Below are 13,717 nucleotides of genomic sequence, written 5' to 3'. Positions count from 1 at the left end.
GCCGTGCCTCACGGCGCGCGGCCCCCATCCCCATCCTTCTTCCAGGCGCAGGTGTCATGCGGCGGCACTCTACGCCCGCATCGCCCTTTCGCACCGCCCGCTTCCTGTTACCTTCCGCGCCCTCTATGGACCGTCCCCTGCACTCCGTGCGCACGCGGCTGGACGACTTCCTCGCCGAGCTCGCCACGCTGCACTACCGGCATGGCGCCGGCCTGGCTCCGGAACTCCCCGTCTCCCGCCTGTACGCCTCCTTCCCCGAGCTGTCCTCCCCGGACACCTTCGCCGCCGCCAACGAAGCCCTCGCCAAGGCCCGCACCAAGGACGAGCCCCTCGTCGTCCGCCGCATCCAACTGGTGCGCGAGCTGGTGGCCACCCAGGTGGAAGAGGCGCTCGCCGCCCGTCCCGCCGAGGCCGTGGCCACCCTCGAAGCCCAGGCGCGCCTGCCCATCGACGACCAGACGCTCTCCTTCGGCGAGGCGCTGGCCAGCATCCCCCGCGAGTCCGCCCGGGGCCGCCGCGCCGTGCTGGAGCGCGCCGTCGGCAACTTCCTCTGGGAGCACCGCGGCCCCTACGGCGACCGGCGCGAGGCCTCCCTCCACGCCGTGGAGCGGCTGGACGCGAAGGACTACCCCTCGCTGCGCGAGGACGTCACCGGCATCCCCTTCGCCAAATGGGCCGAGGCCGCCGCCGAGACGCTCCGCCGCACCGAGGACGCCTACCGCGACGTGCTCGCGTACGTCCTCAAGAAGCTGGACCCGCTCTTGCGCCCGCTGCCCGGCGGCGACGCGCGCCGGCATGACCTCCAGGCCGCGCTGCAGGCCCCGTGGATGGAGCCCTTCTTCCGCCGCGAGGACACCTTCCCCGCCGTGGCGCGCTGGCTCCACGAGTGGGGCCTCACCCCCAACGCGAATGGCCGCATCCGCATCGACGACGAGGCCCGGCCCGGCAAGGCCTCCCGCCCCTTCGTCGCCGTGGTGCGCGTGCCCGACGAGGTGCGCCTCGTCCTCCAGCCGCGCGCCGGCCTGGACGCGCTGGGCAGCCTCCTCCACGAGATGGGCCACGCCCAGCACCGCGCCCACGTGTCGGAGAACCTGCCCGTGGAGCTGCGCCGGCTGACAGACGCCTCGGTGACGGAGGCCTATGCGGCCCTCTTCGAGCGGCTGCTGCTGTCACCCGGCTGGCTCAAGCGCTACCTGGACCTGCCCTCCGCGCCCGCGCGCGACACCGTGCGGCTGGCCGCCTTCCAGGCCCTCACCGTGCTGCGCCGCCACTGCGCGAAGCTGTCCTACGAGCTGTCGCTCCACACGCGCGGCCCCTCCGCGGACCGCGCCGACGAGTACGCGGACGGCCAGCGCCAGGCGCTCTTCGTCGAGCCGCACCCGGGCTTCTTCCTCCACGACGTGGACCCGCAGCTGTACGTGGCGCACTACCTGCGCGCCTGGGCCCTGGAGACGCGGCTCACCGCGCGCCTCACGGAGCGCTTCAACGAGGACTTCTGGAGGAACCCCGCCGCCGCCCAGTGGCTCAAGGGCCTGTTCGCGCGGGGAGGCACGGACGACGCGGAAGGACTGGCCACGGACACCTCGGGCACGCCGCTGGCATTGCCCGAGGCAGGGGAGCGCCTCGTGGCCATCCTCAACCGCTAGGGGTGACTCCGCAGGAGGACTACTTCTTCTTGCGGAGCGCCCGGACGATCTTGTCCTTCGTCGGGTTGCCGGCCGAGGCCTTGGCCGGAGCCGGCGTCGGCGCGGGCGTCATGACGTGCTTGTTGTTCGCGCTCGCCACCGGCTTGCCGCCGGCGCGGGCCCGCATGGCCTTCAGCAGCTGCATCTCGATGAGGAGCAGCTCGTCACCCAGCTCCTGGTTGTCGCCAGCGGCGCGGGGGAGCGGAGCACGGGTGCTGGAAGCGCCAGCGCCGTGACGCATGCGCAGAACCTTCTCCTCCTCACCCGTCAGCGTGCGCGTCTTCTCCAGCGCCGCCTTGACCTCCTTGGCCGTCACCGTGCTACTTCCGACCTTGCGCTCCATCACCGCTCCCTTGCTGTGAGGCCCGCTGAACGTCCGTACATGTCGGACGCGTCCGGGCCGCAACCGTCGAGGATTCTAGAGGACGCAAGAGTGAGCGCAAATTTTCTTCCAACAGGTCGCTGCCGGGCTGTAGCGAAAGGGCCCGGCCGCTACAGGCGCACCCTTCCCGACGTGCCCTGAAGTCGAAGATTGCCGTTCACCCGAGAACGCTGGCAGCAATGTCGGGGGGTTGCGAGCCCCGAGGGCCTCCCTGCCTCGGACTTCCGGGCGGGGCTCTCGGGGCGGTGCGGGTGCCCGGGGTCGGCCACCCCTGCCCTGAGGGACAGGGGCGCGGCGCACCCGGGGCCGCGGTGAATCAGGTGCCCTCTTCGTCCTCGGGCTCGGGAGGCGCGTCGCCGGCGGGCTTGTCCTTGTCGGCGCCCTCGGGCTTCTTGCGCTCGATGCCGAAGGCGTCCAGCGCGTCCGCGATGCCCTGGGGCTTGTCGGCGTCGGGGAGGAAGCTCTCCGGCGGCTGGAGCTTCGGGTCCTGGCCCAGCTCGGTGAGGGCGGACTCCAGCGTCAGGCGCAGCTCGGCGGCCTCGGGCGTCTTCTCCGCGGCCACGCCGATGCGGCCATCCAGCCGGGCCTTGAGGACCACGGAGGTGGCGGCGTCCACCAGCACCTCGCCGTCCAGCGAGCGCGGCACGCGGTGGGCGAAGAAGTTGGCGCGGCGGCGCGTGGACTCGTCGGCGCCGTTCTTCGGCTCGATGAGCTTGGGCAGCCCGCGGGCGGAGGCATTCGCCAGCTCGGGGCCGAGCGTCACGGCGTAGCGCCACGCGGTGCGGCCCTCGTGGGTGACGGTGCCCTGGGGCGTCAGCTTGAGGCGGCCCTGGAAGAGGCTGTCGAAGTCGCGGATGGCGCCAGTCAGCTCCGTGCGGGTGCGCTCGGCCATGCCGCGGTCGCGCAGGCGCTGGCGGAAGGGGCCGTAGCGGTTGCGGGCGAACACCTGGCCGCCCACGCGCATGACCTCCAGGCCCTGGTCCCTCGAGTTCTCCAGCACGCCGTGGAAGTCCCCGCTGACGCCGCCGGGGCCCGCGCGGAAGGTGCGCGTCTCGGTGAGCTTCACCGGGTTGGAGTCCGCGGAGGTCCACTCATAGGAGAGGGTGGACTGGAAGCGGTGGGGTCCCAGCCGCTCGGTCACCTCGGCGGCGTCCATGCCCAGGATGCGGCGGGCCACCTGGGGGTTGTCCGCCACATCCTCGGGAGGCAGCTTTTCCTTGGCGGAGGCCACCACCTTGGGCGGGTCCTCGGGCGAGAAGATGCGCGCCTTGGCCGCCTTGTCGACCGGGTCGGAGCAGCCCGCGGCGGACAGTGCCAGGGCCAGGGTGATGGCGGACTTCGTCAAACGGCTCACGCTTCCTCCAAAAGGGTACGGCAGGGGCGGCAAGTTACGTGGGCCATACAGGTGCGGCAAGCTGCGGCTTGCGTGCGGCCGTGCAAGGGATAGAACGCCCAACTCATGCAGAACCTGCGCGACAAGTTGTTGAAGGCGGGCCTCGTCACCGAGGAACAGGCCAAGAAGGTGGAGACGAAGCCCAGCCAGGCGGAAGCCCGGCGGCCCCCTCCCCAGGAGGGCGGCCGTCCAGGCGGAAACCGTTCGGGCCCTCCCCGTGACGAGAACCGGACACAAGGAGGCCCGCCGAACCGCGAGGGCGGCGGCCGTGAGGGCGGACGGCGCGAGGGCGGCGGCCGTCCCGGTGGCGGCGGAGGCCGCTTCGCTCCGGGCGGCGGTGGCCGTCCCGGCGGCGGAGGCGCGCCGCGCTACGGCGGGGGTCCCCAGCAGGGACGCCCGGCCGCTGCTCCGGAGAAGGCCATCCCCAAGCTTCCTCCCCTGCCGGGCTCCAAGGCGTACCAGCGCGCGGAGTCCAAGAAGCAGGTGGAGCTGGACCGGGCGCTGAGGGAGCTGGTGCTCGGCTCGCAGATTCCCATCGAGGCGGGCGAGACGACGTTCTACTTCATGACCCGCAAGGGCAAGCTGCGGCGGCTGGAGCTGAGCCCGGCGCAGGCGAAGCAGCTCGAGGACGGCGAGCTCGGCGTGGTGGAGCGGCCCGAGCCCGCGCAAATCGAGCACTCGCTGGTGCCCGCGGCGGCGGCGGAGCAGATGTACGCCCTGTCGAAGAAGGCCGTGCGCTTCCTCAACCGCAAGGAGAACCCCGTCGGCTTCATGAACGACGAGGAGCTCAAGGCGCAGCAGGCGGCGGAGGCGGCCGGCACCGCGCCGGAGCTGCCCGACGAGCCCGAGGCCAATGAGGGCGGCGAGGGCACCACGGACGCCGCGCCGGCTGCGGACGCCTCCGGGCAGACGCCCGAGGGCGAAGGCACCGTCGGAAACGGCTGACCCGCACGGGCACCCCCTCCTCTGGCGGAAGGAGGAGGGGGGTGGCCTCGGCGGCGCTGTCGGCACTTCCATGTCGATGCGTCGTGTGGGCAGCGCCGTGCTCTGACTCGACTTTCGCCATTTTGAGCGGGGACCATGGCTCATGCGGCCCTCGCCTCGTGGCTGCGAGCAGCCCAGATGGCGGGTTGGACGTGAGCCAGCAGCTCGCGAGGATTCACCCCATCGGAGGCAGCCAGCGTGCGCTGCGCCGGTGTAGGGGGCGGTGCCCGCCCTTGGGGCCCAAGAGAGGACCGCACTGTCGAACGCTCAGGATGGTGGGGCCCTGCACCCGCTGGAGGGGAATGCCCGCGCGGAAGACCGCGAGCGCGAACTCCGCGCCCATGCGTCCAATACGTCCCCAGCCCCCGATGGCTCAGTCGTCCGAGGGCGGTATCCAGCCGCTCTTGAGGACCCGCTTCCGCTCGGCGCGGTGGACGCTGAGATACGTGACCAGGCCGGCGAGCACTCCGCCGCCCAGGGGCACCAGCCCCCAGAGGGACCCCTCCTGCACGTCAATCCTGGGCATCAGCACCAGGAAGAGCAGACCGCCCACGGCCCAGGAAGCCAGCATGCCGGGGATGATGGCCGCCACGGTGCCGGCATTGTCCGCCTCGCTGAGTCGTGAGTCCTCCGCTGGCGCCTCCCGCCGGGCGGTCGCCAACGGAGTGCGACCGGTCGCGGTGCGTTGAAGGTCCGACCGCTTTCCCTCGCGCAGGCGCCGCACCCACGCGAGCGCCTCGGTCGCCGTGCCGAGGCGCTGCTCGGGGTCGGGCTTGAGCAGCGCGGCGAGCAGTTCGGCCGTGCCTGGGCTCACGTTGACGTGCGCCTCCCAGGCAAGACGGTGCCCCTGGGCGAGCATGTGCGGCTCGCGCCGCGAGAGGAGCACCACCGCCAGCACGCCCAGCGAGTACAGGTCGGAGCGCGGGGTGGCGATGCCGAACATCTGCTCGGGCGCCATGTAGCCGAACGTCCCCGCGACGCTGCCCTGCCCCGCCGCCAGGCTGGCGCCGGCCTCGCGCACCGAGCCGAAGTCCACGAGCAGCAGCCGCCTGTCGGAGCGGCGGCGGATGACGTTGCCTGGCTTGAGGTCCCGGTGCACCACCGCGGGCGACAGGCCGTGAAGGTAGACAAGGGTGTCGAGGAGTTGCTCGAGCATGGCGAGCACGTCGCCTTCGCTCACGCGTCGACGGGCCATCTCCTTTGCCAGATTCTCCCCGTCCACCAGCTCCTGTACGAGGTAGAGCGCCTGTTCGCGCCCTCGCCCCGCGGAGAACTCGTCCACGTACGCCGGGATGCCCGGGTGGGAGAGCTGCTGGAGGACACGCGCCTCGCGGTGGAACTGCTCCACGTCGTCGGTGGAGTGCGCGCGCGCCCACCGCAGCTCCTTTACGCACACGTACTTGCCGTCGGAGACGCGCCGGCCGCGGTAGGTCACCCCGGCGGCTCCCTGACCAATGATGGCGCCGAGCACATAGCGCCCGTCGAGGAGCGGCGACTCGCCACAGGTGGGACATGCCGTGGAGAGTCGTTTCAGCGGCGCGCCGCAGGTGGCGCACCGCAGGGTGGGTTTCGAGGCGGTCATGATGCTCGGAGTAGGAGCAGCGATGCAGGATAGCGCAGGTACCGGCTCCGATTGCAGCGCGAGGTCCGCCCCTCCACTCCTGGTGACACGACGCGTCGCTTCTGCAACTGCGTTACCGAAGAGTTGACATGATGCGGTCGCACCACTCCTGCCGCTCCTCTTCCGGGCCCCGTATCTGTTGATTCCTGAACACTGCAATCACCCGCGGGGCGCATGGAGGGTTCACCCGGGGTGAACTAGTCTGTCAGCTTCTTAGCGGTTTCCACGATGCACGGAGGTGGCCATGGCTGAAGCGACCGATGTGAAGCGGTTGGAGCTGAGCATCAAGCACCTGGACAACACCCTGGCTGCGACCTCGGACCCCACCGTCTGTGTCGTCACCTGCGTCACGGTCTGTATCGTCAGTTGCATCACCAACTGCATCACCAACTGCATCACGACCTGTATCAACGAGTGCACCTGCGGCCCCTGCTCGTACAGCGGCTCCGCCCCGCACAGCGGCAGCGGACGCTTCAGCCAGCTCGGCGGGTGACCGGCCCGCATGACTGCTCCGCTGGATGATGTCTACTCGCTCGCAGCCGGCACCGAGGTCGTGCCGCTGCGCAGCGGTGGCGCCCTCGTTCGCTCTGACGTCGCCTCGCTCCAGCTGGAAGGCGCCTCCACCCGGCTCTTCCTGGAGCGCGTCCTTCCCCTCCTGGATGGCCAGCGGAGCTTCGACGCCGTGGCGGCGGCCCTGCCAGACGTGGCCCCGGCGGACCTGCGCGGCCATCTCGACGCCCTCGTCGCCGCCCGCGTCCTCCGGCGCTCGCCTCGCGGCCTCGCGCCCCCGGCTCCCGTCACCCCCTTCCTCGCGTTGCTGGAGGCCTGGGGCCTTCCCGCCCCCGCCGCGCGGGACGCGCTCTCGAAGCTGCGCGTCGTGGTGCTGGGGCTCGAAGCCCACGGCGCCCATGCCGCGGCCCAGCTCGCTGACTGCGGCGTGGGCGAGGTGGTGCTGGTGGACCCCTTCCCCTGCGAGCCGGGCAACGTCGCGCTGATGCCGGGCGTCACGCCCGAGGCCGTCGGCACCCCCCGGCAGCAGGTGATGGCCCGGCTGCTCTCGGGCCGCGGCGGCCGCGTCACGACGCCGGACGTTCCCCTGACCCGAGAAGGCGTGGACGCGCTGGTGCGCGGCGCGAGCCTCGCGCTGGCCTGCTTCGACCGCGGCCTGTCCGCCGTCCACCACTGGCTCAACCGCGCGAGCCTGGCCCACGCCGTGCCCGCCCTCTACGCCGAGCTCTCCTCGCACACCGCCCGGGTCGGCCCGCTCGTCGTGCCAGGGAGCACCGCCTGCTTCATGTGCTACCGGATGCGCGGGCTCGCGTGCATGGACGACTTCGAGCCGGAGATGGCCTGGGAGGAGCACCTCGACCGGCAGCGCCAGCCCCGTCTCCACGCGCGCGCCACGCTCCCCCCGCTCGCCGCGCAGGTGGGCGGCGTGCTCGCCCAGGAGGCCCTCAAGCTGCTCCTCGGCCTGCGCCCCACGACTCTCGCCAGCCACGTCCTGGACCTGGATGCGCTGAAGCCCCTCCCCTCGCTCCACCCCGTGCTCGAGAAGCCGGACTGCCCGGTGTGCTCAAAAAAAGCCCCGGGCCCTCCCTCCCTCCAGGGTGGGAGGGCCTGACGGCCCCGGCCGCGGACCGCGCGGACCTCGCCGCCCTGATTCCGCGGCTCGTGGATGCCCGCACCGGGCTCGTCCACAGCGTGGAGCCCTTCCAGAAGGACGCGACCGAGCCCCCTCGCCCCTTCGTCCTCACGGCCCGCATCGCGAACCACCGCTTCGTCGGCAAGGACGCCCAGGTCGACCTCCACTGCTCCGGCAAGGGCATGACCTGGGAGGAGGCCCGCCTCAGTGCCGTCGGCGAGGCCGTGGAGCGCTACGGCGGCGGCTGCGTCTCCACGCTCCCGGAGGTCCGCGCCGCGCGCCAGGCCCTGGACGGCCCCTCGCTCGACCCGCGCGACCTGGTGCTCTACCGCCCCGAGCAGTACGCGTCCCTGCCGTATGTGCCCTATGACGGCAACAACGTCCTGCGGTGGGTGCGCGCCCGCTCGCTGGGCACGGGCGACGCCGTCCACGTCCCCACCGGCGCCGTCTTCCTCAATGACCCGCAGGCCCCCGGGGAGCGCCTGTTCCCGACCACCTCCAATGGGTTGGCAGCCGGCCCCACGCTCGCGGACGCCGTGCTGCGCGCCGCCTGCGAGGTGCTGGAGCGCGACGCGGTGATGATTACCTGGCTCCACCGGCTCCCCTGCCACCGTGTCGACCCCGCGCACCACCCCGACCCCGAGCTCGTCGACTGGGTGCGCTCCTACGCCCGCCGGGGCGTCGACCTGCACCTGTTCCGCGTGCCCACCGACCAGGCCCTGCACGTCTTCCTCGCGGTTGGCGTGCAGCGCGATGCGGGGGCGGGACCCGCGGCGGTGGTCGGCATGGGCGCGGACCTCTCCGCCGCCCGTGCCGCGCGGGGCGCCCTGCTGGAGGTCGGGCAGATCCGCCCGGCGCTCGTCCGCCGCCTCCGCCGCCCCGAGTCGCGCCAGCGGCTGGAGGAACTGCGAGCCCAGCCCGGCGCCGTGGCGAAGCTGGAGGACCACGACCTGCTGTACGCGCTGCCCGAGCGGCTCGCCGCGCTCGACTTCCTCCTGCGGCGTCCCGTGGAGCCCTTCTCCTGGGACGCTCCCGCCGCCGTGGGCGCGGTGGACTCGCTGCGCCTGCTGACCGACCGCCTGCGCGCCACGGGCAGCGACCTGCTCTACTGCGACCTCACGCCCCCGGACCTCCGGGCCCTGGGCCTGCACGTCGTGCGCGCCGTGCTCCCCGGGCTCCAGCCCATCGACTTCGGCCACCGGGAGCGGCGCCTGGGCGGCGAGCGGCTCTACCAGCTCCCCGTGAAGCTCGGGCTCGCGCCCGCCCGCGTCGGCCCGGAGGCGCTCAACCCCGACCCCCATCCCATCGCCTGACCCGGAGTCCTCCGATGTTCCGACAGCGGCAGCCGCTGGCCTGGCTCTTCCACCGGAACACGAGCCGGTCCCCGCACAACCTCGGCCCCCCGAGCGGGCCCGCGCCGATGGGCGGCGCCAAGGAGTACCTGTCCGCGCCGGTCCTCCCGCTGGGAGCGCCCCGGTGGCCCGACACGACGCTCGCGCAGGCCCTGGCGGCGCGCTTCTCCTGCCGGCGCTTCACCGGGGCCCCGCTGTCGCTGGAGGCGCTCGGCACGCTGCTCTACGCGGCGTACGGCGTCCGGGGCACCGCGAGCTTCGGGGACCTCCAGATGCACGAGCGGACCGTGCCGTCCGGTGGCGGCCTGTACCCGCTGGAGGTCTACGTGCTCGCGCGCGCCGTGGAGGGCCTCCCCGCCGGCATCCACCACTACGCCCCCGCGAGCCACGCCCTGGAGCAGGTGCGCGAGGGGGCGCTCCCGCCCGGCCTGCTCACGCAGCTGTTCCTGCGGCAGCCCTACCTGGAGAAGGCCAGCGCCGTGCTCGTGCTGACCGCCATGCCCGAGCGCAGCTTGTGGAAGTACTCGGACCGGGGCTACCGGTACCTCCTCCTGGAGGCCGGCCACGTCGGCCAGAACGTCAACCTCGCCGCGGCGGCGCTGGGGCTGGGCAGCTTCAACCTGGGCGGCTTCCTCGACCAGGAGCTGGCCGCGCTCCTGGCATTGGACGCGGAGCGGGAGCTGCCCGTGTATGGCATTGCCCTGGGCGTCCCGGAGCCGCTGCCCCGGGACGTGCTCCGCTCCCCCGCGGGCCCGTAGCAGGTCCAGACCGCTCAGCAGCCCACACCGCCCAGGCAATAGGGGACGACCCCCAGCTCGGACTGGACCGCGCCCAGCGGAGCGAAGGCGAAGTTCCAGGGATTGGAGCCCGACCCCCACAAGATGCCCGTCAGGCTCACGGTGTTGCCCGACTGGAAGTAGACGGGAGAGCCGCTGTCACCGCCCGCGCCGTTCTGCGTGGCGCTCGTCGCGATGTAGTTGCAGTAGTACGTGTGAGGCGTCCCGCCCGAGTTCACCGTGGCGCAGGCCCACTGGATGGTTCCACTCGTCGTGCCGGTGGACCGCCCCGTCTTGAGCACCGTCTGCCCCTGCGACGGATAGAGCACCTTGCTCGTCACGTCGAGCCAGGCGGAGATGTTCAGGTCGAACGCCCCCGAGGTCCGCACCACGCGCGGGCTGATGGCGGCATCCGCGCGGAAGAAGGCGCTGTCACTGTTGCGGCAGATGCGTCCCGCCGGGCAGCTTCCACCGCTGGCATAGCCCGGGTCGGTGAGCTCCGTCCCGACCCGCCACGGCGCCACGGCTTGATAGGCGGGCGTCGCCTCCACGCCTCCCTGCACCTGGGTGCAATGCGAGTTGCTCACGAACCCCAGCGTGCCCCCTTGCAGCGCGGCGAAGCCGAGCGTGCAGTACTTGCCCGGCGTCTCGATCTGCAGTCCGCCCGCGACCGGCGTCCAGCCCCCCTGCACGTTGGTGGGGAGGATGGGCCCCACCTCGACGACCTCCACCGCCTCGCGCTCCACGGACAGGCGGGAAAGCACCGTCTCGACCAACCCCCGCGCCTCGGCCCGCGCGACACCGATGGCCACCCGATTCGACTTCTCGTCGACGTCCGTGAAGACGGCCCCAGGCAGCGAGAGCACCTCCGGAGTGAGGCGCTCCTGCAAGGCCTTGAGCTGGGAGAAGGTCCGCGCCGCCGGCTCGGTCACCCACCCCGCCGCCGGGACGCGCTCCGCGCCGAACCGGCGCGTGATTGCCGCCACCGCCACGGGTGCCGCTTCGGCATGGACCATCCGCACCACCAGCCGCCCCTTCGCGTCGTGGTACATGCCGCCGAAACCGGGAACCTCTCGCTCCACCTCGAGCAACACGTCATCGAGCGTCCTGGGTTGGGTGGCCTCCGCCTCCATGCTCCAGGCCCCCAGACACAGCGCCGCTCCAGCAATCACCGCACCTGCTCGTCCTGACCGGGTCATCGCGCGCTCCTCTCGTACAAGGGAGGCCCGGTCTTCAGACGCCTGCCGCTCCCGGGCCCTGGGATTTCAACCTAATATTCTGGTGTTTCATATAAAACACGGAAAACTGAATGAGGCGACTCAGGATTGTCCGCGAAAGACGGGCAGGCCCTCGCGCAGCCGGTCGAACAGCTCGCCTTTGTCGAGGTCGTCTTCGTCATCCAGCACCTCGTCGACGAACAGCGCGCGCATGCGCTCGGACCCGCCGCTCCGGCGCATCTGCATGTACGTGTCGATGTCGAAGTGGTGCTCGGCGTGGATCTCGGCGCTGACGGCGTGGTCGTCCTCGATGACGACGCGCGCGTGGATGGTGGCGGCCGACAGCAGTTGGTCATTGTGGTGGCCGAGGACGATGTCGCGCGCGTGGATGCCTCCCCGGACGCTGAAATCGCCGTCCGTATCGAGCGCGTGACAGCGCACGTCTCCCAGGATGTTGACGAGGGAGCCGGGCCCGAGGTCCTCCAGGACGCCGTGCACGATGAGGCTGCCCGTCACCGCGAAGGGCTCGTGGATGGAGAGGTGGCCCTCCACCTCCAGGTCACCGTGGTGGAAGAAGGGGCGCTCCAGGGTCAGCGGTCCCTGGAGGCGCACGTGCCTCGGTGGCACGTCGAGCACGTCCCGCAGCGCCGCCAGGAAGGCCAGCGCCTGGTCGGGGTCGCCGGAGTGGTGGAGCCCGGTGGCGAACTCCTGGGCGGAGTCGACGTCGAGCTCGACGTCGAGCCAGCTCTTCGGCGCCGCGGCGCGCAGGGCGGCGGTGTCGATGGGAAAGGGCGCGAACGGGTCCTCGCTCCAGGAGTAGGAGACGCGGGGCTGGCCTCCCGCGCGCTCCAGCAGGGCGATGATGGCGTCGAAGTCCGCGGTGCGGTTGTGCGCCTTGACCCAGGGTTCCTCGCGCTTGCGCAGGGCCGCGCCGAGCGGAGTCCGTCCGAGCCCGTCGAGGGCGTTCACCTCGGCGCCTCGCGCGAGCAGCAGCTCGACGAAGGGGACGTGGCCATGGGTGGCGGCGTTGTGGAGCGGGGTGGAGTCGCTGTCGTCGCGCACGTCGATGGGGGCGCCCGCGTCGAGCAGCGCCGCATAGAGCCCGGGGCTGTGCATGCGGAACGCGGCGGCGCGAGCGTCCTTCACGTCGGAGGGCACCTTCGCTCCCGCCGCGCGCAGCAGGTGGATGATTTCGAGCGCGCGGAGCTCTTGCGTGGGGTCATTGCCGTAGGGAAGGGCTCGCAGGAGGGGCGTCTGGGCGTCGTTGTCGCGCGCGTTCGGATCGGCTCCGGCATCGAGGAGGGTCCGCACCACTTCGATGCTGGGGAGCGGGGGGACCTTCTGGTAGGGCGCGAGCACGGCGAAGTGCAGCGGCGTCGAGCCGCGCTCGCCGCGCCCGTGGATGTCCGCGCCCTGGGCCAGCAGCTCCTTCACGGCGTCGGCGGTCAGCTCCGCCTTCCAGCGACCGCTGTCCTGGCAGAGGGAGAGCAGTGCCTGGGTCGCTTGCGCATTCGGGGTGGTGGACATGGCAATCCATACGAACAGCAGCGTTCGGGCCGGGCAACTCCCATCCGCGGGTGGGCAGCAGGCTCTACCTCGCGGGAGCGAAGGGCTCTCCCGTGCGCTCTGGCTTTGTCCTCGCGGTCGAGCCCCAGCCCCCGAGTGTGGGATGTGGGGCACGCGGCGGGGCCCGAGGAGCGCCGCCGTCACTCACCTTCCGAGCTCGGTCGCGAGCAGATCGAACACCCGCCGGATTCGCTTGCTGGTGTTCAGCTCGCGGTGGGTCGTCAGCCAGATGGGAAGTAATAACGGGGCGAGGTTGGGGAGGGCCCGCCGGACCCGCGGCTCGGCGTCTCCCACGCGCTCGGGAGCGACGCCCACGCCGATGCCCTGCTTGACCATCTCCCAGTGCACGAGGTGGTTCCCCGTCAGCACCGGGAAGTTCCGTTGCGTCAGGCTCAAGCCCAGCCTGTTCAGCCCGTTGAGCATTTCGTCCGTCCCGCCAAGCCCGATGAAGTCGGCGCGGCTCAGTGCCTTCGGCGTCCGTGGGTTGCCGATGCGCGCGAGGTAGTGGGTCGCGGCATACAGCCGCATCGGGTCGTCCCGGACCTTGGTGGCGATGAGGTCGGGCTGGGTGGGGCGGAAGTTCCGGATGGCGATATCCGCCTCCCGTCGGCGCAGATCGACCGCGGTGTTGGTTGCGACGAGCTCGATGTCGAGGCCCGGCGCCTCGCGCCGAAGCTTCTCCACGATGGGCGGCAGCAGGAAGGCCGAGTAGATCTCGTTGGCCGTGATGCGGACCAGCCCGGTGATGCTCTGCGACTGTCCGCCGGCCGCGAGCGAGACGCGCCCCGCGGCGTCACCCATGGCTCGAACGTGGTCGAGCAGCTCGCGCCCGCTCGGCGTCAGCGCGAGGCTCCGTCCCACGCGCTCGAACAGCACCACGCCCAGCTCGTCCTCGAGCGCGCTCACCTGACGCCCGAGTGTCGGCTGCGCCATGCCGAGCGCACGCGCCGCCGCCGTGAGCGAGCCCTCTTCCGCGGTGACCAGAAAGGCCCGCGCTCGATTCCAGTCGAACTTGACCGCCCGCCAATCCATGCATTTGCGCATATCAGGAGAAGGAACTCAGTCAATTCCGTCGGGGGGCGCGGAGGGCTATCTGTTC

General features: G+C 71.8%; 12 protein-coding genes. 6 read left to right on the top strand and 6 right to left on the bottom strand.

Translation table 11 applies throughout. The features are described from left to right. Nucleotides 1–125 precede the first annotated feature (125 nt). Nucleotides 126–1,646, top strand: a complete 1,521-nt coding sequence (locus tag HG543_RS20205; protein WP_169346449.1) for a gluzincin family metallopeptidase — start codon at nucleotides 126–128, stop codon at nucleotides 1,644–1,646. 19 nt (nucleotides 1,647–1,665) lie between these two features. Here the strand turns inward: HG543_RS20205 and HG543_RS20200 are convergent, their stop codons facing one another. Beyond that, the gene (locus tag HG543_RS20200; RefSeq protein WP_169346448.1) at nucleotides 1,666–2,028 is read right to left on the bottom strand and encodes a hypothetical protein; all 363 of its coding nucleotides are present in this window, start codon (nucleotides 2,026–2,028) and stop codon (nucleotides 1,666–1,668) included. Between the two features lie 355 nt (nucleotides 2,029–2,383). Beyond that, nucleotides 2,384–3,421 (bottom strand): hypothetical protein, encoded by a 1,038-nt coding sequence (locus tag HG543_RS20195; protein ID WP_169346447.1) that lies wholly within the window; start codon nucleotides 3,419–3,421, stop codon nucleotides 2,384–2,386. Between the two features lie 105 nt (nucleotides 3,422–3,526). Here HG543_RS20195 and HG543_RS20190 point away from each other — a divergent pair, with 105 nt between their 5' ends. After that, the gene (locus HG543_RS20190) at nucleotides 3,527–4,405 is read left to right on the top strand and encodes a DUF2058 family protein (RefSeq protein ID WP_169346446.1); all 879 of its coding nucleotides are present in this window, start codon (nucleotides 3,527–3,529) and stop codon (nucleotides 4,403–4,405) included. Nucleotides 4,406–4,817: 412 nt separating this feature from the next. Here the strand turns inward: HG543_RS20190 and HG543_RS20185 are convergent, their stop codons facing one another. Beyond that, on the bottom strand, nucleotides 4,818–6,026 hold the full coding sequence (locus HG543_RS20185; RefSeq protein WP_169346445.1) for a serine/threonine protein kinase: 1,209 nt from the start codon (nucleotides 6,024–6,026) through the stop codon (nucleotides 4,818–4,820). Between the two features lie 283 nt (nucleotides 6,027–6,309). Between HG543_RS20185 and HG543_RS20180 the strand changes: the two genes are divergently transcribed. Genes HG543_RS20180 through HG543_RS20165 form a run of 4 tightly spaced genes read left to right on the top strand, consistent with a single transcriptional unit; the run spans nucleotide 6,310 to nucleotide 9,817 of the window. Continuing rightward, entirely contained in the window at nucleotides 6,310–6,558 is a 249-nt protein-coding gene (locus HG543_RS20180; protein WP_169346444.1) for a hypothetical protein, read from the top strand. Nucleotides 6,559–6,567: 9 nt separating this feature from the next. After that, nucleotides 6,568–7,686 carry a TOMM precursor leader peptide-binding protein gene (locus HG543_RS20175; protein ID WP_169346443.1) on the top strand — a complete coding sequence of 373 codons (1,119 nt, stop codon included), beginning with the start codon at nucleotides 6,568–6,570 and terminating at the stop codon, nucleotides 7,684–7,686. Beyond that, nucleotides 7,635–9,020: a YcaO-like family protein gene (locus HG543_RS20170; protein WP_169346442.1), complete on the top strand. Its 1,386-nt coding sequence runs from the start codon at nucleotides 7,635–7,637 to the stop codon at nucleotides 9,018–9,020. The genes HG543_RS20175 and HG543_RS20170 overlap by 52 nt, the downstream gene beginning before the upstream one ends. A 14-nt stretch (nucleotides 9,021–9,034) precedes the next feature. Beyond that, nucleotides 9,035–9,817 carry a SagB/ThcOx family dehydrogenase gene (locus HG543_RS20165; RefSeq protein WP_169346441.1) on the top strand — a complete coding sequence of 261 codons (783 nt, stop codon included), beginning with the start codon at nucleotides 9,035–9,037 and terminating at the stop codon, nucleotides 9,815–9,817. Nucleotides 9,818–9,831: 14 nt separating this feature from the next. Here HG543_RS20165 and HG543_RS20160 read toward each other — a convergent pair whose 3' ends face one another. The 3 genes from HG543_RS20160 to HG543_RS20150 all read right to left on the bottom strand — a co-directional run bounded on the left by HG543_RS20160 (nucleotide 9,832) and on the right by HG543_RS20150 (nucleotide 13,650). After that, the gene (locus HG543_RS20160; protein WP_169346440.1) at nucleotides 9,832–11,034 is read right to left on the bottom strand and encodes a chymotrypsin family serine protease; all 1,203 of its coding nucleotides are present in this window, start codon (nucleotides 11,032–11,034) and stop codon (nucleotides 9,832–9,834) included. A gap of 120 nt (nucleotides 11,035–11,154) precedes the next feature. Next, on the bottom strand, nucleotides 11,155–12,579 hold the full coding sequence (locus tag HG543_RS20155; protein ID WP_169346439.1) for an ankyrin repeat domain-containing protein: 1,425 nt from the start codon (nucleotides 12,577–12,579) through the stop codon (nucleotides 11,155–11,157). Between the two features lie 183 nt (nucleotides 12,580–12,762). Beyond that, nucleotides 12,763–13,650, bottom strand: coding sequence for a LysR family transcriptional regulator (locus HG543_RS20150; protein ID WP_169346438.1), 888 nt, complete (start codon nucleotides 13,648–13,650; stop codon nucleotides 12,763–12,765). Nucleotides 13,651–13,717: the final 67 nt, after the last annotated feature.

Source organism: Pyxidicoccus fallax (assembly GCF_012933655.1).
In the GTDB taxonomy this organism is placed as follows: Bacteria; Myxococcota; Myxococcia; order Myxococcales; family Myxococcaceae; genus Myxococcus; species Myxococcus fallax.
Note: the sequence above shows the minus strand (reverse complement) of the source record. Positions and strands in the feature narration are given on the sequence as shown.

Bases quoted from the DNA above. Each gene is read 5' to 3' on its own strand.
- HG543_RS20205 (WP_169346449.1), top strand. From the start codon at position 126: ATGGACCGTCCCCTGCACTCCGTGCGCACGCGGCTGGACGACTTCCTC.
- HG543_RS20200 (WP_169346448.1), bottom strand. From the start codon at position 2,028: ATGGAGCGCAAGGTCGGAAGTAGCACGGTGACGGCCAAGGAGGTCAAG.
- HG543_RS20190 (WP_169346446.1), top strand. From the start codon at position 3,527: ATGCAGAACCTGCGCGACAAGTTGTTGAAGGCGGGCCTCGTCACCGAG.
- HG543_RS20185 (WP_169346445.1), bottom strand. From the start codon at position 6,026: ATGACCGCCTCGAAACCCACCCTGCGGTGCGCCACCTGCGGCGCGCCG.
- HG543_RS20180 (WP_169346444.1), top strand. From the start codon at position 6,310: ATGGCTGAAGCGACCGATGTGAAGCGGTTGGAGCTGAGCATCAAGCAC.
- HG543_RS20175 (WP_169346443.1), top strand. From the start codon at position 6,568: ATGACTGCTCCGCTGGATGATGTCTACTCGCTCGCAGCCGGCACCGAG.
- HG543_RS20165 (WP_169346441.1), top strand. From the start codon at position 9,035: ATGTTCCGACAGCGGCAGCCGCTGGCCTGGCTCTTCCACCGGAACACG.
- HG543_RS20160 (WP_169346440.1), bottom strand. From the start codon at position 11,034: ATGACCCGGTCAGGACGAGCAGGTGCGGTGATTGCTGGAGCGGCGCTG.
- HG543_RS20155 (WP_169346439.1), bottom strand. From the start codon at position 12,579: ATGTCCACCACCCCGAATGCGCAAGCGACCCAGGCACTGCTCTCCCTC.
- HG543_RS20150 (WP_169346438.1), bottom strand. From the start codon at position 13,650: ATGGATTGGCGGGCGGTCAAGTTCGACTGGAATCGAGCGCGGGCCTTT.